The sequence below is a fragment of the Leptotrichia hongkongensis genome, assembly GCF_041538065.1.
Taxonomy (GTDB): domain Bacteria; phylum Fusobacteriota; class Fusobacteriia; order Fusobacteriales; family Leptotrichiaceae; genus Leptotrichia; species Leptotrichia hongkongensis.
On sequence record NZ_JBGORW010000008.1, the window covers coordinates 74,260 to 95,211 of the forward strand.

General features: G+C 31.2%; 15 protein-coding genes. 5 read left to right on the top strand and 10 right to left on the bottom strand.

Annotated features, from left to right (window positions below; translation table 11 throughout):
- Positions 1-263 precede the first annotated feature (263 nt).
- The 4 genes from ACEG17_RS07335 (at position 264) to ACEG17_RS07350 (ending at position 5,243) form a co-directional block, all read left to right on the top strand.
- Complete coding sequence (locus ACEG17_RS07335) at positions 264-2,261, top strand: elongation factor G (RefSeq protein ID WP_372583185.1); 1,998 nt, start codon at positions 264-266, stop codon at positions 2,259-2,261.
- A 97-nt stretch (positions 2,262-2,358) separates the two neighbouring features.
- Positions 2,359-2,946: a bifunctional adenosylcobinamide kinase/adenosylcobinamide-phosphate guanylyltransferase gene (cobU, locus tag ACEG17_RS07340; protein ID WP_372583186.1), complete on the top strand. Its 588-nt coding sequence runs from the start codon at positions 2,359-2,361 to the stop codon at positions 2,944-2,946.
- A gap of 39 nt (positions 2,947-2,985) precedes the next feature.
- Complete coding sequence (locus ACEG17_RS07345) at positions 2,986-3,567, top strand: 5-formyltetrahydrofolate cyclo-ligase (protein WP_372583187.1); 582 nt, start codon at positions 2,986-2,988, stop codon at positions 3,565-3,567.
- Between the two features lie 308 nt (positions 3,568-3,875).
- Complete coding sequence (locus ACEG17_RS07350) at positions 3,876-5,243, top strand: spherulation-specific family 4 protein (RefSeq protein WP_372583188.1); 1,368 nt, start codon at positions 3,876-3,878, stop codon at positions 5,241-5,243.
- Between the two features lie 642 nt (positions 5,244-5,885).
- Here ACEG17_RS07350 and sufU read toward each other — a convergent pair.
- The 5 genes from sufU to sufC all read right to left on the bottom strand — a co-directional run bounded on the left by sufU (position 5,886) and on the right by sufC (position 11,019).
- Positions 5,886-6,326, bottom strand: a complete 441-nt coding sequence (gene sufU, locus ACEG17_RS07355; RefSeq protein WP_026746833.1) for a Fe-S cluster assembly sulfur transfer protein SufU — start codon at positions 6,324-6,326, stop codon at positions 5,886-5,888.
- A 42-nt stretch (positions 6,327-6,368) separates the two neighbouring features.
- On the bottom strand, positions 6,369-7,574 hold the full coding sequence (locus ACEG17_RS07360) for a SufS family cysteine desulfurase (protein WP_372583189.1): 1,206 nt from the start codon (positions 7,572-7,574) through the stop codon (positions 6,369-6,371).
- An 88-nt stretch (positions 7,575-7,662) separates the two neighbouring features.
- Positions 7,663-8,790 carry a Fe-S cluster assembly protein SufD gene (gene sufD / locus ACEG17_RS07365; protein ID WP_372583190.1) on the bottom strand — a complete coding sequence of 376 codons (1,128 nt, stop codon included), beginning with the start codon at positions 8,788-8,790 and terminating at the stop codon, positions 7,663-7,665.
- Between the two features lie 41 nt (positions 8,791-8,831).
- Positions 8,832-10,244 (bottom strand): Fe-S cluster assembly protein SufB, encoded by a 1,413-nt coding sequence (sufB, locus tag ACEG17_RS07370; RefSeq protein ID WP_026746830.1) that lies wholly within the window; start codon positions 10,242-10,244, stop codon positions 8,832-8,834.
- 28 nt (positions 10,245-10,272) lie between these two features.
- Positions 10,273-11,019, bottom strand: a complete 747-nt coding sequence (gene sufC, locus ACEG17_RS07375) for a Fe-S cluster assembly ATPase SufC (RefSeq protein WP_021744694.1) — start codon at positions 11,017-11,019, stop codon at positions 10,273-10,275.
- Between the two features lie 498 nt (positions 11,020-11,517).
- Between sufC and adhE the strand changes: the two genes are divergently transcribed.
- Complete coding sequence (gene adhE / locus ACEG17_RS07380; protein WP_147004961.1) at positions 11,518-14,145, top strand: bifunctional acetaldehyde-CoA/alcohol dehydrogenase; 2,628 nt, start codon at positions 11,518-11,520, stop codon at positions 14,143-14,145.
- Positions 14,146-14,216: 71 nt separating this feature from the next.
- Here adhE and ACEG17_RS07385 read toward each other — a convergent pair whose 3' ends face one another.
- The 5 genes from ACEG17_RS07385 to ppc form a co-directional block, all read right to left on the bottom strand.
- Complete coding sequence (locus ACEG17_RS07385; RefSeq protein WP_372583191.1) at positions 14,217-15,524, bottom strand: sensor histidine kinase; 1,308 nt, start codon at positions 15,522-15,524, stop codon at positions 14,217-14,219.
- Between the two features lie 98 nt (positions 15,525-15,622).
- Positions 15,623-16,294 carry a response regulator transcription factor gene (locus tag ACEG17_RS07390; protein ID WP_372583192.1) on the bottom strand — a complete coding sequence of 224 codons (672 nt, stop codon included), beginning with the start codon at positions 16,292-16,294 and terminating at the stop codon, positions 15,623-15,625.
- 287 nt (positions 16,295-16,581) lie between these two features.
- Entirely contained in the window at positions 16,582-16,899 is a 318-nt protein-coding gene (locus ACEG17_RS07395) for a PepSY domain-containing protein (protein ID WP_006805921.1), read from the bottom strand.
- 78 nt (positions 16,900-16,977) lie between these two features.
- Complete coding sequence (locus ACEG17_RS07400; protein WP_372583193.1) at positions 16,978-17,553, bottom strand: PepSY domain-containing protein; 576 nt, start codon at positions 17,551-17,553, stop codon at positions 16,978-16,980.
- 157 nt (positions 17,554-17,710) lie between these two features.
- A complete protein-coding gene (ppc, locus tag ACEG17_RS07405) occupies positions 17,711-20,512 on the bottom strand; it encodes a phosphoenolpyruvate carboxylase (protein ID WP_372583194.1) in 2,802 nt (933 codons plus the stop codon).
- Between the last annotated feature and the right edge of the window lie 440 nt (positions 20,513-20,952).

Sequence of the window (20,952 nt, forward strand, 5' to 3'; positions counted from 1 at the left end):
AAGTATCGGTCTAATCATAAGTATTGTAAAATAATTTTAATTATCAGGATAAAGATTTAAAGTAATGAGTAAATCCGTAAAAAAATATAATAAAATAGTAAAAGCTGCCACTAAACAAAACAGTCTGATGCTAAACCCAATTATATAATGAAAATACATTTTAAATATAAAGAAAATTAACTTGATTTTTTCTAATTTCAAGTTAAAATTTAATATAGGATAGAATTTCTTAAAAATGGAAATATATATAGGGAGGAAATGTTATGAGAATATATGACAGCAGTAACATTAGAAACATTGGTATTTTGGGACATAGCGGTTCTGGAAAAAGTAATATGGTGGAAGGTCTTGAATTTACAGCAGGGCTTGCCAGCCGTATTACAGGTAATGAAAATGATACTAAAATTACAAGTTCTCTCAGCCTTCATACCATAGAATATCAAGGGACAAAATATAATTTTGTAGATATTCCAGGCTATAGTGATTTTTTTGGAGAAGTTGAATCTGGACTTGCGGCAGTTGATGGAGCTATTATTATTGTTGATGGGACTACTGATTTGACAGTTGGGACTGAAACGGCTCTTGAACTTACAGACAGCAGAAATATTCCACGATTTATCTTTGTAAACAAAATTGACAATGAAAAGGCAGACTATGAAAAGATTCTTTCACAATTAAGAGAAAAATATGGAAAACGAATTGCTCCATTTCATGTGGCTTGGGGAAAAGGAAATGGATTTAGAGGTCATATTAATGTAGTTGATATGTTTGCAAGAGAGTTTGATAAAGGAAAAAATGAGTGCAAGACTGTAGATATGCCAGCTGATATGGACAATCAGATAAATCCTGTTCGTGAAATGCTGTTAGAGGCTGTTGCAGAAACAGATGAGGAATTAATGGATAAATATTTTAATGGGATTGAATTTACAACAGCTGAAATTCATCGTGGACTTAGACAGGGAGTGCTTGACTGTTCAGTAATTCCTGTTATTTGTGGTTCAACTTTAAAAAATATCGGACTTCATACAGCTTTTGATATTGTAAAGGACTTTTTGCCATCGCCTTCTGATAATCAAAAGATACAGCCTGAAAAAAATGAGTTCGTTTGCCAGATTTTCAAGACAACTATAGATTCTTTCCTTGGAAAAGTTTCTTATGCCAAAATTTATTCTGGTGAAATCAAGCAAGATAGCGATGTTTTTAACATTAATAAAAAAACGAAAGAAAAAATTGGGAAAATAAATACATTTGTAACAAATAAAATGGAAGAAATTCAAAAAGGAATTGCAGGAGACATTGTCGTATTCTCAAAATTTAACAGCACAGGTACTTCTGATACATTATCAGCAAGTGAGAAGGAAACTTCATTAAAGGATATAACTTTTCCAAAACCGCAGTTATTTGTGGCAATAGAGCCTATAAATAAAAATGATGATGAAAAAATGTCATTAGGACTCAATCGTCTAATGGAAGAAGATCCAGCATTCAGATGGCACAGAAACCTTGAAACAAACCAGACAATTCTCGGAGTACAAGGAGAGCTGCATTGTGCCACAGTTATCGAAAAATTAAAAGCAAAATTCGGAATAACAATAAAAACTGTAGAATTAAAAGTTCCGTACAGGGAAACAATTAAAGGTACTTCTGATGTTCAGGGAAAACATAAGAAACAGTCTGGAGGGCATGGACAATATGGAGATGTATTAATTAAATTTTCACATATCAACGATGAAGATTTTGTCTTTGAAGAAACAATCACAGGAGGAAGCGTTCCAAAATCATATATTCCAGCGGTAGAAAAAGGATTAAGGGAATCTCTTAAGGAAGGGGTGCTGGCAGGATATCCTGTAACGAATATAAAAGCAGTTTTATACGACGGATCGTATCACGATGTTGATTCTTCTGAACTAGCCTTCAAAATTGCAGCAAACTTGGCTTTCAAGAAAGGAATGCTTGAGGCAAAACCTATATTGCTCGAACCAATTATGGAGCTTACAATCATCGTTCCAGAAGAATATATTGGAGATATAATAGGAGATATTAACAAAAAACGTGGAAAAGTAATGGGAATGGAGGCTCACAAAGGAACAAAACAAAAAATTACTGCCGAAGCTCCAATGTCTGAAACTTTCAAATATGCCAACGAATTAAAGGCAATCACGCAGGGACGGGGATACTTTGAAATGAAACTCATAAGATACGAAGAATTAATGGGAGATTTGGCACAAAAAGTAATTGAAAGCAGAAAAAATAGAAACTAACTAAAATTTTTTCAGAAAAAGAGAGAAATTAAACAATATATTTTTCTCTTTTTTTGAATATCAAACTACTAAATTATTAATACGAAAAGGAGAAAAAATGGGATTAATTTTTGTTACTGGCGGAGCTAAAAGCGGAAAGAGCAAGTTTGCAGAAGAAATGCTGTTAAAATTAAATAATGGAAAACAAAAAAATGTATATTTAGCTACTTCAATTGTCTTTGATGAGGAAATGAAGGAAAAGGTGAGACTACACAAAGAAAGACGTGAAAACAATTGGGTTACCGTCGAAACTTACAAAAATTTTGAAATTTCATTAAATGATTTTTTTAAAAATAATAATGAAATACAGCACAACATGCTTGTAGACTGCCTTACAAATATGGTTACTAATATAATTTTTGAAGAAAGAGATATTGACTGGGATAATTTTGATAAAAATTTATATGTTCAAATTGTGGAAAAATTAAATAAAAATGTGGAAAATTCAGTAAATGAACTTCTTAAAGTCAGTCAAAATTTTGAAAATGTAATAATTGTATCAAATGAACTGGGAATGGGGCTTGTTCCTAGTTATCCTCTTGGAAGGTATTTTCGTGAAATTGCTGGAAAAATGAATCAGATTGTTGCAGAAAAGGCAGATGAGGTATATTTTGTAGTTTCTGGAATTCCAATGAAAATAAAATAATTTAATAATAGGCGGGATTTTATAAAGGAGAATTTCCATATGAAAAAAACAAAAACAGATTTACAGATAAAAAAAGATAAAATTAGAAAAGAAATTCTGGCAAAAAGGAATATTCTTTCTGATAAAGATATTAATGAAAAAAGTGATTTAATCATAAAAAATTTGGCTTCATATATTGAGAATGTTCAAAATATAATGATTTTTATGGATATGAAAACCGAAGTGAAAATCACAAAGCTACTAGAACTTTATCCCAAGAAAAATTTTTTTATTTCTAAAATTACAAATAGCAAGAATAGAGAAATGAAAATCAATAAATATAATAAAAATGAACTTATTTTACACAAATTTGGATATTATGAATCTTCTTCCAACGATTTTTATGATGAAGAAATATTGGATGTTGTCATCGTTCCTGCTCTTGCCTTTGATTCTAAGAAAAATCGGATTGGGTTTGGTGGAGGATATTATGACACTTTTTTGGAAAAAGTCAGACAGAAAAATAATAAAGCTCTATTTATTGGAGTTTGTTATGATTTTCAGATAATTGATAACATTCCAACTGAAAAACATGATGTAACTTTAGATTTTGTAGTTAGTGAAAATAAAATTATAATCTAACTCTGTTCTCGTTTTAAAATAGAATTGCTATATATAATTTTTGAAAAAAATATAAAAAAATAAATTTTTTTCCTTGAAATTATAAAAAAAAAATGATACTATATATTGCTAAAAAATGAAAAGATTTGAATAGTGTAACATTAAAATATAAACTCTATTAGATAAGTTGGATACATTTAAGGATTAGAGCATATTTCAATTCGGACTACAACTAAAACTGAATCAGTCCGAATTTATTATTTTAAAATTTTTTATTGGTCATAAAAAAGTCTTTTAAGAAGGCTAAAATTTTAGAAAGGAGAGTTATTATGAAAAAAAAGTTGAAAAATAATAATTTTTTGATTCCATCCTTTTTAGCAGGCATAACGGGCTTGGGCTTTGGAAAAGCAGTAAACTCGAATAATAATCCATCCATAAATATTTCAAGCGGCAATTCATTTTCAAATAAACAAAACTTGTTGAATAACGAAAATATTGAATTTTCAAAAAATGAAGAAATTTACGATATTATAAAAAGTAATTTAAAAAATGAAAACGAATTTAAAGTGGATTTTGGCTATACAGATGGTTTTCATAAAAGCAAGGATGATGATAAAAAAAATAATCATATTATAGATAATGACTTTGCAGAAAATGAAGCAACGATTCCTTACGTCATTATCAATCCTGCAAATGGTCCTTCTGACAAGGCTGATTATGACTATGTTGTTCAAATTAAAAAAAACAAGGAGCTTGGAATTAAAAATCTTGGATATGTAACCACAAATGAATATACTAAAAGTATCAAAAAAGTATGTTCTGAAATTGACAAATATATACATTTTTATGGCTCTGATAATATTTCTGGAATTTTCCTTGATGAAGTTTCATCAGGTACAAATCCATTAGAAATCGATTACATGGCACAAATATATAATTATATAAAAAATAAGTATCCCGACTCAATCATAGTCGCAAATCCTGGAGGAACAGTAACAGATGAAATGTCCAAATATTCTGATTTATGGCTAACGAGTGAAGTATCTGCAAATAACTATATCAATCATTGGACTCCAAGAACTTACAATTTTGAAAATAATCCTGAAAATGCAAGCCGTATTGTCCATGTTGTTCACTCTGCAGCACCAGAACAATATGAAACATTACTAAAATTGTCAAAAGAACGAAATGCAGGATTTTTGATGATTACAACCGATGTTCCAAACGTTCCTTATGAAAATTTGCCACAAAATTTTGAAAACTTAATATTATCAATAAACAATCCTGAACTTGAAAATCTTTCAAATATAAGAAATGATTTAACTGAAACATCAATATTAGATAATTCATACATAAAATCCGAATCTATTGATTCAAAAAATTCTACATCCGAACAAATTGTGAATAATACCCAAACAGAAAGCTACAATCATAATTCAGACCAGTTTGTATCTTCTGGAAAATACAGTATCGCTGGAAATCTTGAAATATCGAGCCTTGATTTTTGGAAACTTTTGGATTTTCATTATAAAGACAACGTAAAAAACTTCTCCAAAAATGTATTCAATCCCCATTTTAACTTTGGATACAATATTTTAGAAGAATTTATCATAAATGCTTCAAATAAAATAAGTGAATCTGGAGATTTTGAAATTGATACTAAACTCTATTTAAAAAATAGCAATAAAATTATATAATAGTTAATTTGATAGATTTGTTAAAAAAATCAACTCTAATTTTTAAGTATTCGTATAAAAGATTTTTGTTTAGACTTTGAAAAACTGTTTATTATTAATAAATATTTTTTCATAATCATATGTTTTTTCTTTTTATATATACAAGGGAAATCAGTCGCCATTTCCCTTGCATCCCTGGCTTGTCTAAGCATTTTTTTAGAATAAAAACGAAACTCGCTACGCTCAAACAGTCGTTTTTATTCTAAAAAAATCACGACATTCTGCATTAAATCATAAAGATTATATATTTAAGCTCTTAAATTGAGAAAATATTAAACAAGCAAAATTTCGTTAAAGGAAAAATAACTGTCCGAGCGTAGTTTTTACGAAGCGAGTTTTATTTTTTCTTTATAAGAAAGTTTTGCGTTAAGCGGGGTTGTAAGGGCATGGCGTTTGATGCCCTTACGTTAAAAAACATATAAATAAAATAAGAAAAAATATTCATTAGTTATAATATTTATAAATAAAATTACAAAAGGCTTTAATTACATAAATTTTCTGATTTCTACCATTATAGTATAACTTTAAAGAGTAATGTAGTATTTAATAAAAAAAATTAGCTGTTTCATAAATATCATGATACAGCTTTTTTATATTATTATTCTACTTTTCACTCTTATCCACAATTACTTTTAATGAATGCCAGCTAAGTGTCGCACATTTTACTCTTGCAGGCATTTGAGCCACATATTCCATAAGAACAGCATCTCCTAATTTTTTACTTTCTTCACTTGTCAATTTTTCTTCCTGCTTCATCATTTTGAAAAACAAATTTACTTTTTCCTTTGCTTCTTCCATTGTCTTCCCTTTTACCAAGTCAATCAGCATAGCCATAGAAGCCGTTGAAATGGCACATCCGCTTCCAATAAAAGCGGCATCTGTTATTACTCCGTTTTCATCAGTTTTTATTTCAAGTGTCAAGTCATCACCACAGTTTGGATTATGCCCACGTTCTGCAAATGTGGGATTTTCAATTTCACGGTTTAGTTCCTTACGTCTGCTGTATTCCAATATTGTCTGCTGATATATTTTTTCTAAATTCATATTAAACCTCCTTTTCAAATTTTTTTCTTTTATTTATTTTTCCTATAATTCAAAAACTTCCTTCACTTTTAAAAGCCCTTCTATCAGTTTATCAATATCCTCTTCATTGTTGTAAATGCTAAAACTTGCACGGCAGCACGAAGGCACTCCTAAATACTTCATTAAAGGCTGTGCACAATGATGTCCTGAACGAACTGCCACATTATACGAGTCAAGTATAAATGCCACATCGTGAGAATGCACATTTTTTACATTAAAGGCAATAATTCCAGCACGCTCAACATCTTTTGTAAAATATGTTTCTACAAAATCTAACTTTTTCAATTTTTCTAAAGCAATTTCCGTAAGAGAGTTTTCAATTTCATTAATTTTCTCATAACTAATTTCTTCAATAAAATTAATTGCCTCTTCCAGAGTTACTGCCCCTTCCACATTCTGAGTCCCGCCTTCAAATTTATTTGGAAGTGGTGCAAACGTTGATTCCTGTTCTGTTACAAATTCAATCATATCTCCACCGTATAAGAAAGGCGGCATTTCGTCAAGAATATCCTTTTTCCCGTACATAACTCCAATTCCCATTGGTGTAAATAATTTATGTCCTGAAAATACAAGAAAATCTGTATCCAATTTTTGAACATCGTGTTTAAAATGCAGCATCGACTGTGCAGCATCCACAAGAATGCGTATATTTTTATTTTTGTTTCGTGCAATTTCAATAATTTCCTTTATTGGCTGAATAACTCCTGTAACATTTACCACAGCAGAAACAGCTATAAATTTTGTTTTATCTGACAATTTATTTTTAAAATCTTCAATATCAAATTGCCCATTTTCAGTGAGATAAACAAATTTTATCTTAGCATTTTTCTTTTTAGCTACAAACTGCCAAGGGACAATATTTGCGTGATGATTTGAAATTCCTAGAATTATTTCATCATTTTCGTTTATAAATTCCATTCCGTAAGAATAGGCTATCAAATTGATTGATTCTGTCGTACTTTTTGTAAAAATCACTTCTTCAGGATATTTTGCATTGATAAACTTCTGTACAGTTTTACGTGCATTTGCCATCAAGTTTGAGGCTTCCATTGATAAAGTATGCGAACCACGCCCTGGATTACCGTTATATTTTTCATAATATTCCATAATTTTATCCAGCACTCTTTTAGGCTTTTGTGAAGTTGCCGCTGTATCAAGATAGTGATTATTTCTATTCTTAAATATTGGAAATTCTTTTCTGTAGTCCATTTTTCCCTCCCTATACAAATTTTACCCACAAGCAATACAAAAATTATATCACTTAGTGGGTATTTTTTCAAATTCATATTCTATTCTTTTAGATTCTTCTTTCCAGCTCTTCAAATAATTTTTCTCTTAACTTTTCGTCATCGATGTTATCCATTATTGGACGGAATGAAGATTCTACTATTAATTTTTTGGCTCTTCCTTCAGAAAGTCCACGGCTCATTAGATAAAATAATTTTGATTCATCAACTTTTCCGACAGAAGCAGCGTGTTCTCCGATAACATCATCTTCACTACAGAATAATGTTGGAATAGAGTCAGCCTTTATTTTATCATTTAATAATATAGCAAATTCTCCTTCACGACCTTCAGACTTGCTCGAACCTTGCTTAAAGTATAGGTTTCCACGAAATACTTTTTTAGCTGTATCTTTTACAGCTCCTCTTCCTTGAAGCTCACCAACTGTTCTACGTCCACGGAATACTACTGAATACTCCAAGTCCAGCTTTCTGTCCTCATCAGCAAGGTATGCAGGCCATACATAAACTTCTGCTGAATCTTCCTCAAGATAAGATTTATGACTTATTGCATTAATCTTTCCACCTAGTTCAACGCTGTAATATTGAGTTTTTCCTTGACCCAAAGTTTCAATTTTTGATGACTCAAAATTAGAACTTTTTGTATTTAAAGTTTGTATTTTTATAATTTTTACTTCTGCATTTCTCCCAGTGAACACTTTTATAATTCCATTGTGATAAACTGGTGTGTCGTCTTCTGAATCGTAAGTAATAATTACCGTAACTTTTGCAAAGTCTTCTACTTCAATAACATTGTAGTCAACTAGAAAATTATTTTCTTTATTTGCACGATAATTTAAGTAAATTGGCTTTTCAATTTTTTTTCTTTCAGCAATTTTTAGGTACTTCCCTTCATTACAAAAAGCAAGATTCTGTGTCTTAAAAAAGTCTCCTAGTCCATATTCATTATCATTTTTTAATCTTTCCAGCTCATCTATTGAGTCACTAATATTTTTTATAGCAACTCCTTCCTGATTTCCATGCTTTATTTCCAGATTATTAAATTTCTTAAATGTTTCAGGCTCTTCGTATTGATAGCCTACTCTTGTCCAATTAACTTTTTCAAGCTTTTTATATTGTTCAAACTTTTCCAGTCTGTATTCACTATTTTCAAGATTTTGTATGCTTGATTTTTCTAACATTTTTGCTCCTTCCATTTTTCAGCAATTTGAGTTTTGCCTATTTATCCGATTGTTCCTTCCAGTTCCAGCTCTATCAATTTATTAAGCTCTACAGCATATTCAAGCGGCAGTTCCTTAGAAATTGGCTCAACAAATCCTCTTACAATCATCGCCTTTGCTTCATCTTCGCTTATACCTCTTGACATAAGATAAAATATTGCCTCGTCACTTATTCTTCCGATTTTTGCTTCATGTCCAATATCTACGCTATCGTTATTTATATCAATTATTGGTATAGTATCTGATGTTGATTCATTATCTAGCATCAGTGATTCACATTCTACAGTTGATCTTGCTCCAGTTGCTTCCGGCAATACTTTTAAAAGCCCTCTATAAAATGCTGTTCCTCCATTTTTGGAAATTGATTTTGAATGAACTGTCGAACTTGTCTGTTTTCCTTGATGAATAATTTTACATCCTGTATCCAAATATTGTCCAGCCGCTGCAAATGTAACTCCTGTAAATTCACATCTTGAACGATCACCTTTCAGAATACTCATTGGGTAAAGCATCGAAACTCTTGATCCAAATGATCCAGAAATCCACTCAACTACTCCATCATCTTCCACTATTGCTCTTTTTGTATTAAGATTGTACATATTTCTTGACCAGTTCTCAATTGTTGAATATCTTAATCTTGCCCCTTTTCTTACAAATAATTCAACCGCTCCTGCATGCAATGCATTTTTTTGATATTTTGGAGCAGAACATCCCTCGATATAATGCAAATCAGCTCCTTCGTCCACAATAATAAGCGTATGCTCAAATTGTCCTGCTTCAGGTGCATTCAATCTAAAATATGATTGTAAAGGCATATTTACCTTTACTCCTTTTGGAACGTAGATAAACGATCCTCCAGACCATACTGCCCCATGTAATGCCGCAAATTTGTGATCATTAACTGTAATTAATGTCATAAAATATTCCTTTAGCATATCTTCATATTCTACCATTGCAGTTTCAATATCTGTATAAATTACACCTTGTTCTTTCAATTCTTTATGAATGCTGTGATAAACTACTTCCGAATCATATTGTGCTCCTACTCCTGCAAGTGACTGCTTTTCAGCCTCAGGAATCCCAAGTCTGTCAAATGTATCTCTTATATAACTTGGTACATCATCCCAGTTTTCATTCATTGGTGCCGAATCAGGTTCCAAATAATGCACAATATCATTTACATCAAGATCTGATAAATCTGGACCCCAGTCAGTCATAGGTTTTGAATTGTAAACTTCTAATGCCTTTAATCTAAATTCTTTCATCCACTCAGGCTCATTTTTTCTTTCTGAAATTTTTTTGATAATTTCAGGAGTAAGTCCCTTTTCAGCCTTATATTTATAACGTCCTTCGTCTTTTATATCATAGACACCACGTTCAATGTCTGCAACATATGTTTTTTTTCTATTTTCCATTATTCCCACACTTTCTATTCTGTATTAATTATAATCCTAATTCTTCCTTCATTTTAGCATAACCATCTTTTTCAATGCTTTCAACTAATTCCTGCCCACCTGTCTTAACAATTTTTCCATTCATCAAAATATGAACAAAATCAGGCTTTAAATAATCCAGCACTTTATCATAGTGTGTAATTATAAGTAAAGCTGTATCTTTAGTCTTTAATTTTTGAACACCTTCAAATACAACTTTTGTAGCGTCAATATCAAGTCCAGAATCAGTTTCATCCAGAATAGCCAATTTTGGCTCTAAAACTGCCATCTGTAAAATTTCATTCTTTTTCTTTTCTCCACCAGAAAACCCGACATTTAAATGTCTATCTGCATATTCAGGATTAATGTGAAGCTTTTCCATTTTTTCCACTAATTCATTATGAAATTGCATCAAATATTGCTTTTCCCCAGTAACAGCCTCTTTTGCCGTTCTCAAAAAGTCCTCTACAGTAAGCCCTGGTATTTCTTCAGGATATTGAAATGATAGGAAAATTCCTTTTTTGGCTCTTTCATCCACAGCATCTTCATTAATATTCTCTCCATCCAAAATAATTTCTCCATCAACTAATTCGTGTTTTGGATGTCCCACAAGAATACTTGCAAGCGTAGATTTTCCAGCTCCATTAGGCCCCATAATTACATGAACTTCTCCTTTGTTTATAGTCAAGTTCAATCCTTTTAGAATCTCTTTCCCTTCTACTTCAGATTTTACATTTTTCAATTCTAACAAACTCATGTTAATTTTACCTCCAAAATATTTTATATATAAATTTATTTGTTTTACAAATTAAATTACACTTTATATTCTATCAAAAATTTGTAATAAAATCAATTATGAAAATTTTACTATTCTCAAATTACAATACTTTATTACACAAATATAATGCTAAAATTTCATCTAATTATTATAAATTTTTCAATCCAAATACAAAAATCTAATATTTTCAAATATTTAAAATATAATTTCAGCAAATCAATGAAGTTTTTATACAGCTACAAGTATCCAAAATTTATTAAACATTCAATATTTAACTCACAAACAAAATAAATTATAGCCAATTAACTTAAAATTTGAATCATATATATAAAAGTCAACGAAATTTCTTTTCATTTTATACTGAAATTACCATAAAATAAGAAAGTGAAAAAAAACACTTGAGTTTTTTGATAAAATAGAGTATTATATAAATTGTAAAGAATGTAACAAAATATATGCTTTATTTTAGGAGGAAAAATGGCAGTAGTTAAGGATTTAGAAAGTTTAAAGGAACTTATTCAAAGAGTTAGAAAAGCTCAAGAAGAATTTGCAACATTTGATCAGGAAAGAGTCGACAAAATTTTTAGAAAAGTGGCTCAAAAAATGAATGACGAAAGAATTACTCTGGCAAATTTGGCAGTAGCAGAAACTGGAATGGGAATTGTGGAAGATAAAGTTATAAAAAATCACTTTGCTTCTGAATATATTTACAATAAATACAAAGACGAAAAAACTTGTGGAGTGCTGGAAGACGACAGATCTTACGGAGTTAAGAAAATTGCAACTCCAATAGGGATTATTGCAGGTATTGTACCAACAACAAACCCGACTTCAACAGCAATGTTCAAAACATTAATATCATTAAAAACAAGAAATGCAATAATATTTTCACCGCACCCAAGAGCAAAGCAGGCGACTATTGAAACAGCTAAAATTGCTTTGGAAACAGCAGTAAAATACGGAGCGCCAAAAGATATAATCGGATGGATTGACGAACCAAGCGTAGAACTATCAAGAGAACTTATGGCAAGTGCTGACTTAATACTTGCGACAGGTGGACCGGGAATGGTTAAATCTGCTTATTCATCAGGAACTCCTGCAATTGGAGTTGGAGCCGGAAATACGCCAGTTGTAATTGACAAATCGGCAGATATAAAAATGACTGTAAACTATATTTTAATGTCTAAAACATTTGATAACGGAGTAATCTGTGCAACAGAGCAATCTGTAATTATAGACAAAGAAATTTATGACAAAGTTAAAGCCGAATTTTTGAACAGAGGAGCCTATATCCTTAACGACGAAGAACTAAATAAAGTAAGAGAAGTATTATTTATAAATGGAAATCTAAACGCTGATATAGTTGGAAAAAGTGCGTATGTTATTGCAGGTATGGCGGGATTTGAAATTCCAAAAAGTTCAAAAGTGTTAATTGGGGAAGTTGAGTCTACTGGAATTGAGGAACCATTTGCACACGAAAAATTATCGCCAGTGCTTGCAATGTATAAATCAGAAGATTTTGAAGATGGACTAAAAAAAGCTGATGAATTAGTAAAACTTGGTGGATTGGGACATACATCTTCATTATATATTAATTTAGCTGAAAAAGAAAAAATAGATAAATTCGGAAGATTGATGAAAACAGGACGTACATTAATCAATATGCCAGCATCACTTGGAGCAATCGGAGATGTATTCAACTTTAAATTAGAGCCGTCATTAACACTTGGATGCGGTTCATGGGGAGGAAATTCTGTGTCAGAAAATGTAGGAGTAAAACACTTATTAAACGTAAAAACAATTGCAGAAAGAAGAGAAAATATGTTATGGTTCAAAGTTCCTGAAAAAATTTATTTCAAATACGGATCACTTCCGACAGCTTTAGAAGAATTGAAAGGAAACCACAAAAAAGCATTTATCGTAACGGATAAAGTATTGGCTGAACTAGGATATACAGAACATATTACAAAAGTGCTTGACAGCATACATATCGATTATAGAATATTCTCAGAAGTAAAAGAGGATCCAACATTAAGTTCAGCTCAGGCTGGAGCAAAAGCAATGCTTGAATATAACCCTGACATTGTTATCGCTCTTGGTGGAGGTTCTGCAATGGACGCCGCTAAAATTATGTGGGTATTGTATGAACATCCAGAACTTCGATTTAGAGATTTGGCAATGAGATTTATGGATATTAGAAAGAGAATTGTTGAATTCCCTGAAATGGGTAAAAAAGCTAAATTTGTTGCAGTAGCAACATCGGCTGGAACTGGTTCGGAAGTAACTCCATTTTCTGTAATTACAGATGATGAAACTGGAATCAAATACCCTCTTGCAGATTATGCATTGACACCGAACGTAGCAATTAACGATCCTGAACTTATGCTTACAATGCCAAAAGGTCTTACAGTAGCTTCTGGAATTGACGTATTTACACATGCTCTTGAATCTTATGTTTCAGTTATGGCGACAGAATACACAAAACCTTATTCAAAAGAAGCAGCTAGACTTGTATTCAAATACTTGCCAGAATCAGTAGAATTAGGTTCAAAAGCAATTAAAGCAAAAGAAAAAATGGCAAATGCTTCATGTCTTGCAGGAATGGCTTTCGCAAATGCATTCTTAGGAATAAATCACTCGCTTGCACACAAACTTGGAGGAAAATTCCACGTTCCACACGGTATCGCAAATGCTATGCTTCTTGAAGAGGTTATCCGTTTCAATGCAGCTGAGGCTCCAACAAAGATGGGATTATTCCCTCAATACAGATATCCTGATGCAATGCAAAGATACGCTGAAATGAATGATTATCTAGGATTTGGCGGAAATACTAAAGAAGAAAAAGTAGAAAATTTAATTAAAGGAATTAATGAATTAAATAAAAAAATAGGAATCCCAGCAAGCATTAAAGAATGGGGAGTACCTGAAAAGGACTTCTTGGAAGCTGTAGACGAAATGTCGCTAGACGCTTTCGATGATCAATGTACTCCAGCTAACCCAAGATACCCGCTAATGGATGAATTAAGAGAAATTTACTTGAAAGCTTACTACGGAAAAGAATGGGAAAATGAAAAAGAAAGAGTTGGAAAAATTTTAGGGTTCTAATCTATGTTTATGAAAAAAATAAAGTAAAAAAATAAGGGATTTTCTCAAAATAGAGATTATCCCTTTTTAAATTATTCAGATTTCATAAATTTAGCAATAAATCTTGTTCCTTGGTTCAACTCACTTTCAACATCAATACTTGCATTATGCTGCTCAATAATTTTTGCAACTAATGAAAGTCCTAATCCAAAACCTTTATTTACTTTTTTGTTTCGTGAGTCATTTACTTGGTAAAATCTATCCCAAATAAGCTTTTTATCCTCTTCTGGTATTCCAATTCCATTGTCTTCAATTTCCATAACACAATTTTCATTTTCCGAATATAATTTTACATTTATTTTATCTTTTGTAAATTTCATTGCATTATTAAGTAAATTGTCAAGCAATCTTTCAATCATTACTTTATCTGCGTTTATAAATATATTTTGTTCAATATCTTTTGAAACTTTTATATTTTTCTCGCTTAAAAGATTTTTATAATCTTCTAATATTTTTTCCATTGTTTCTGAAAAATTTATTTTTTGCAATTCAATAACAGTCTGCTTTTCTATTTTGGAAAGTTCCATTATTTGATTTATCAGTTCTGACATTCTTTTTGCCTGACGCTGAATCACAGAAAAGGAATCCTTTGCTTCTTCCACAGTGTCTGCATATTCCAGCGAATACTGGCTTTCTGTAAGTATAACGCTCACAGGTGTCCGAAGTTCGTGCGAAACATCTGAACTGAACTGTTTTTCACGTGTATAGGAATTTTCAAGCGAATTTAGCATTTCATTAAAGGTACCTGCCATCCTGTGTATTTCATCTTTTCCTTCATCAATTTTGATTCTTTTGGAAAAATCACCGTTTTTTTGAATTTCTGAAGCTGTATCTGATATTTTGGCTACAGGATTTAGAGCTTTTTTTACAATTCTGTATCCGCCATAAACTATTATTAGTAATAATAGTGGACTTAAAATTAAAATTATAATAAGCAGTTTGCTTACTTCATCAGATAGCTGATTTACTGGAACAATCCCTCTAACCCATTCTCCTTCAGAATTGTCTATTTTTTTATCGAAATAATAATATTTTTCTCCATTCTTTTCATAAGTTCTGACAGTGTTTTCTTTATATTTTAATGTCAAATCAAATCCTCGTGGCGACATTCCGCCCATTTCTATTCCTTCGCTATTGTACTTAACAAAGTAAATCCCGTCATCAAATTCGTCAAACTCATTAGGATTTGAAACCATTTCAACAGTCATTTCAATCACAGCCTCCATCAATTCTCGATGGTTCAAGTCTCCTGTCATCTTATTTGCAACGGTAAATGATACTGTTAGCATAATCGAAATTAAGATTACCACAAAAACAGTATACCAAAGAGTTACCTTCACAGTAATTGGAAAGTCCCCCCAAATTTTATTTAATTTATTTTTCAAAACTCAATTATTCCTTTCTTTTCAAAAAATTCCTAATAATTAATTTATTTGAACTAATCCTCTTTTATAACATATCCAAGTCCTCTTTTTGTATAAATTATCTGTTTTCCATTTTCTATATCTATTTTTTTCCTAATATTTTTTATCAAAACGTCAATTATATTAGAATCTCCTTCATAATCAAAGTCCCACACATGCTCCTTAATCTGATCTCTGCTTAAAATCCGATTTTTGCTTTGCATGAGATATTCCAAAACTTCGTATTCTTTTCCTGTTAATTCTATCTGCTTTCCAGCTCTTGTTACTGATTTTTCTGAAGTATCCAAAATCAAATCTCCTATCACAAGCTTATTTGAACTATTTCCATATTTTCTTCTCACGACTGCCCTAATTCTTGCCAAAAGCTCATTAAAGTCAAATGGTTTTACAATATAATCATCAGCTCCCAAATCAAGCCCTTTTACTTTATCATCTGCACTATCCCTTGCAGTAAGCATAAGAACAGAAGTATGATTTCTTTTATCCCTAAGTTTTTTTATAACTTCAAATCCATCTACTTTTGGCATCATAATATCCAGAATTACTAAATCGTATTCACTATATTCCAGATAATCTAACGCTTCTTCCCCGTCTAGCACGCTATCTACACTATATCCATTTTTTTTTAGATACCTAGTTACAACATTATTCAAATCTACTTCATCTTCTGCCAGCAAAATTTTCATATTTAATTCTCTCCTGTATTATTTTTAGCAAATGCTAAAATCTTAAGTTTCTATTATTCTAATATATACTCAAACCTATTTAAAATCAAACTACTAAAAATTATATAAATTTAGGGTTTGAGTAAAATAGTCATAACTTTTGAGTTTTGTTTTAAAGCAGTTTTACTATAAAAACTATAGAAATTTTACTATAATATATCACAAATTCCAAAAAATAAAAAGAGAGCAAACTGAAAACAGTAAATTTTCAATTAACCCTCTGCAAGAATATTTTTTAATTTATTTTATTAATCTCTTTCTGCTTTCCATTTTACAATGGCTCCAGTTACTGCGTCAATATCAAATTCGTATTCCCATCCATTGTGGTAGATTTCTCCTTCATAGACCATTCTTCCATTTTCTCTATCCAAATGGATTTCTTTTACGTGAGAACTGTTCGCTCCTGGCACTTTTTTCAATGCAATGTTCATTGCCCTGTTTACTCCAATGTAGCTGTTTGAAGAAACGTTTCTGTTATATTTGTGTTTGCTTTTTGCGTTTGCAGTCACTGATACTCCTAATACCATGATTCCTAATAATGCGATACTTAAAATTTTCTTTTTCATAATTTTTCTCCTTCTTTTTCATTTAATTTTGTTTTTTGATTTAAAAATTTTTACAAGATTTTTTATTTATATTGTATTTTAATAATTTTTATTATAATGCTTTACTTCAGTTCCAATGATTTCTCCTGTTGAAGCGTCTATATCAAATTCGTATTTTGAATTATTGTAAAATATTTCGATTTCATAAACTGCTCTTCCATGATCATGATCTAATTCTATTTTTCCAAAATGGCTTTGATTAGCTCCTGGCACTTGTGCAAGTGCAATTGATTTTGCTTTTTCCATTGTTATAGTTTGCGAATTGTTCACATTATTCTTAATGTAACCAGAATTATTTGAAATTTCATCTACTTTCCATTTTACAACATCGCCAGTTACAGCATCAATATCAAATTCATATTCCTGTCCGTTATAATAAATTTCCCCTTCGTAAACCATTCTTCCATTTTCTCTGTCTAAATTGATTTTTTTCACGTGAGAATTGCTTGCTCCTGGTACTTTTTTCAATGCAATGTTCATTGCTCTGTTTATTCCAATGTAATTATTTGAAGAAACATTTCTGTTGTATTTATTTCTGCTCTTTGCATTTACAGCTACTGATACTCCTAATACCAGGATTCCTAATAATGTAATACTTAAAATTTTCTTTTTCATCTTTCTTTCTCCTTTAATATTCATTTATTTTTTTACTTTTCTCTCTTATCTTGAATACATTATAAAACAGTTTTATGAATATAAAATGAATGGAAAAAAATTTTTATAAAAAAAGGAACAGTCCTAATTTTAATTAGAAATATTCCTTTTATTTGTATTATCCACTATTACGAAGTCCTGTTGCAAGTCCATTTATTGAAATGTGAATGGCTTTTCTCAGTTCTTCTGAATCGTCTCCAGCTCTTGAACGTTTTATTAATTCAATTTGTAAATAATTCATCGAATCAAAATATGGCAGACGATTTCTTAGACTGCTTACTAACTCTGGATTATCTGCCAGTAAAACATCATTTCCTGTAATTTTTTTCAAGATATCAATTGTTAAAATCCACTCTTTTTCTATTTCCTTAAAAATTTTTTGTGCTGTTTCCTGATCACTTGCCAGTTTTACATATTCTGCGAAAATTGATAAATCTGTTTTTGATAGAACCATGTCAACATTTGAAATTGTTGAACGGAAGAATGGCCATTCCTTATACATTTTCTGCAAAATTTCCAATTTTTTATCATCATTGTCAATCCATTTTGTAAACGCTGTTCCAACACCGTACCATCCTGGAAGCATTATTCTTGCTTGCGACCAAGAGAATACCCATGGGATTGCTCTTAGGCTGTCTAGTGATTGTGTTTTTTTACGTGAAGACGGTCTTGAACCAATATTCAGCCCTGAAATAAAGTTTATTGGCGTAACTTCAAAGAAAAAGTCTGAAAATCCGTCTGTATTGTAAACTAAGTCACGGTAAGCATAGTAACTTAATTCTGAAACATTTTCTATTATTTTTTCATATTCTTCCCAGTCCGCATCTTCCTCTGTCAATGCACTTGATTCAAGCGCTGCTGAAACCAATGCCTCCAGATTTTTTAATCCTAAATCAGGATTTCCGTATTTGGCACCAATTACTTCTCCCTGTTCTGTAAGTCTGATTGTTCCGTCTGTACTTCCTTCAGGCTGTGCTAAAATGGCTTCGTAACTTGGACCTCCACCACGTCCTACTGTTCCTCCACGTCCATGAAAGAATGAGATTTCCACATCAAATTCACGTCCGATTGCAGTCAGCTCTTTTTGCGCCTTGTATAAAGACCAGCTTGAACTTAGGTATCCACCATCTTTGTTACTATCTGAATATCCTAGCATAACTTCCTGTTTTCGACCTTTTTTATCCATCCATTTTTTGACTAACGGCAAATTAAACCATTTTCTCAAAATATCAGGAGCCGCAATTAAATCTTCCACTGTTTCAAAAAGCGGAACAATTTGTAAATCGCAAAATTCATTTCCTTCATTTCCTTTTGCAAGGTTAGCTTCTTTTAGTAAAATAGCTATCTCTAGCATATCTGAAACACTTGTTGCATGAGAAATCAGATTTTTTTCAATAATTTTACTTCCAAAACGTTCTCTCAAAGATTTTGCCTTTCTGTAAATTGCAAGTTCTGAGGCCAGTATTTCACTTTGTGGAATTGTCGGATCACTTAAAATTCTAGGATCGTGTTCCAATTCCCGCAGTAAAATTTCACATCTTGCGTCTTCTGACAGGCTCAAGTAATCTCCTAAAATATTTGCACTTTTCAAAAGTTCGGCAACACATATTTCATGAACGCTGGAATCTTGTCTTAAGTCAATTGTTGCAAGGTGAAATCCAAATATTTTCGTAGCACTGATTAGATTGTTTAATTTTCCTTGCGTTAAAAATTCACTATTATTCTTTTTAAGTGATTCTGCCACAATCACCAAATCGTTTGTAAATTCATTAGCTGACTTGTAAGGAAGATCAATTCCATTTTTTCTTTTTGGCGGTAATAAGTCACGGTTGTAATCACACAATTTGTAGGCTGTTGCAAGCAGTCTGTCTGTTATTGTTGTCAATGCACGACGATATGGCTCGTGTGTTCGATGCGGCGAAACTTGTCCTGAAGCCTCTGCCAAGTTTTGCAGTTCTTCAGTTACATTTGTCATTGAAATAGACATTGATAGATCTCTGTAAATTTCACGAACTACATCCAGATAATGCTGGAACAATTTTATAGCCTGCTCTTGTGCCGACTGCTCCAGTGTATTTACTGTAACATAAGGATTTCCGTCTCTATCTCCACCAATCCACATTCCCATAGTAAGTGGAAGCAGAGCTTGAGATTTTACTTCAGAATTTCCTAATGTTTTTGAAATTTCCTGAAATTTATTCATAAGCCTTGGAATTTCATTAAAAAATGTAATGTTGTAATAACTTAGAGCATTGCTTATTTCATCTGTTACACGTAATTTACTAGCTCTCAACATTGCAGTTTGCCACCAGATTTGAATACCACGGTTTAGGTCATTAAGCCATTCATTTTCATCAATTTGATGAGATTTTACATTTTCATATTTATCCAGAATATCAGTTAATTTTTTTGTCAAATCCAAAATACTTTTTCTTTGAACTTGCGTTGGATGTGCTGTTAAAACTGGAACAATTGAGACCTTTTCCATAGCCTTCAATATTTTATCTTGACTGATTCCCTTTTTCTTCAAATTTTTTAGTGATTTTTCAAGAGATCCAATTTGTGGCTTGTTGGAAATTTTTGCATATCGCTGTTCATGAGTCTGATACACATCTTCAGCAATATTCGCAAGTGCCGAAAAAATCGAAAAACCTCTTATTACACGCAAAATTTCCGCATCAGTAAGATCCGAACAAAAAGACGATAAATTTTTTCTAGCTTCCTGTTTTTGTGTTTTATAATATTTACTGGAAGCTTCTTTCAATTTTTCAGTAACCTCATAAATATGTAAACCCGCATATCTAAAAATCGTTTCACCTAGAAGAGTTGCAAAAAGTTCGTTATGAATGAGCAAATCCTCCTGATGCTTATCAAGTTTTACTGACGGTAAAGGAGTTATCGGTAAATTTTTTAAATCCATTTATTTCACACTCTCTTTCTTTTTTAACAATTATATATTTATCATTTATTCTCCAATTTTTTAAATATTTCATCTGTTAAATTATACCATAAAAAAGCCTTAGATTAAATAGCGATTTCAAATTATTACAAAATGTGATATAATTTTAACAAAATAAGACAAGGCAAGGGGGAACAATCGCCATTCCCCTTGCATCCCCGAATTGTCTAAGTATTTTTTTGAAATATTCCCAAATTTTATTTGGGAAAGTAGTCTAAACATTTATTATTTGAATAAACCTGGATTACTACGAAATTGAAACTCCCTTTTTAACAAAGGTTATTACAATTCCTTAAACCAATTATAGTCTAAAAATTTTGAAAAAGCTCAGACAGTCAATTTCATTAAAAAAAAATCACGACGTTTTTAGTTTGATTATAATAATTAATTTGATTAAAACA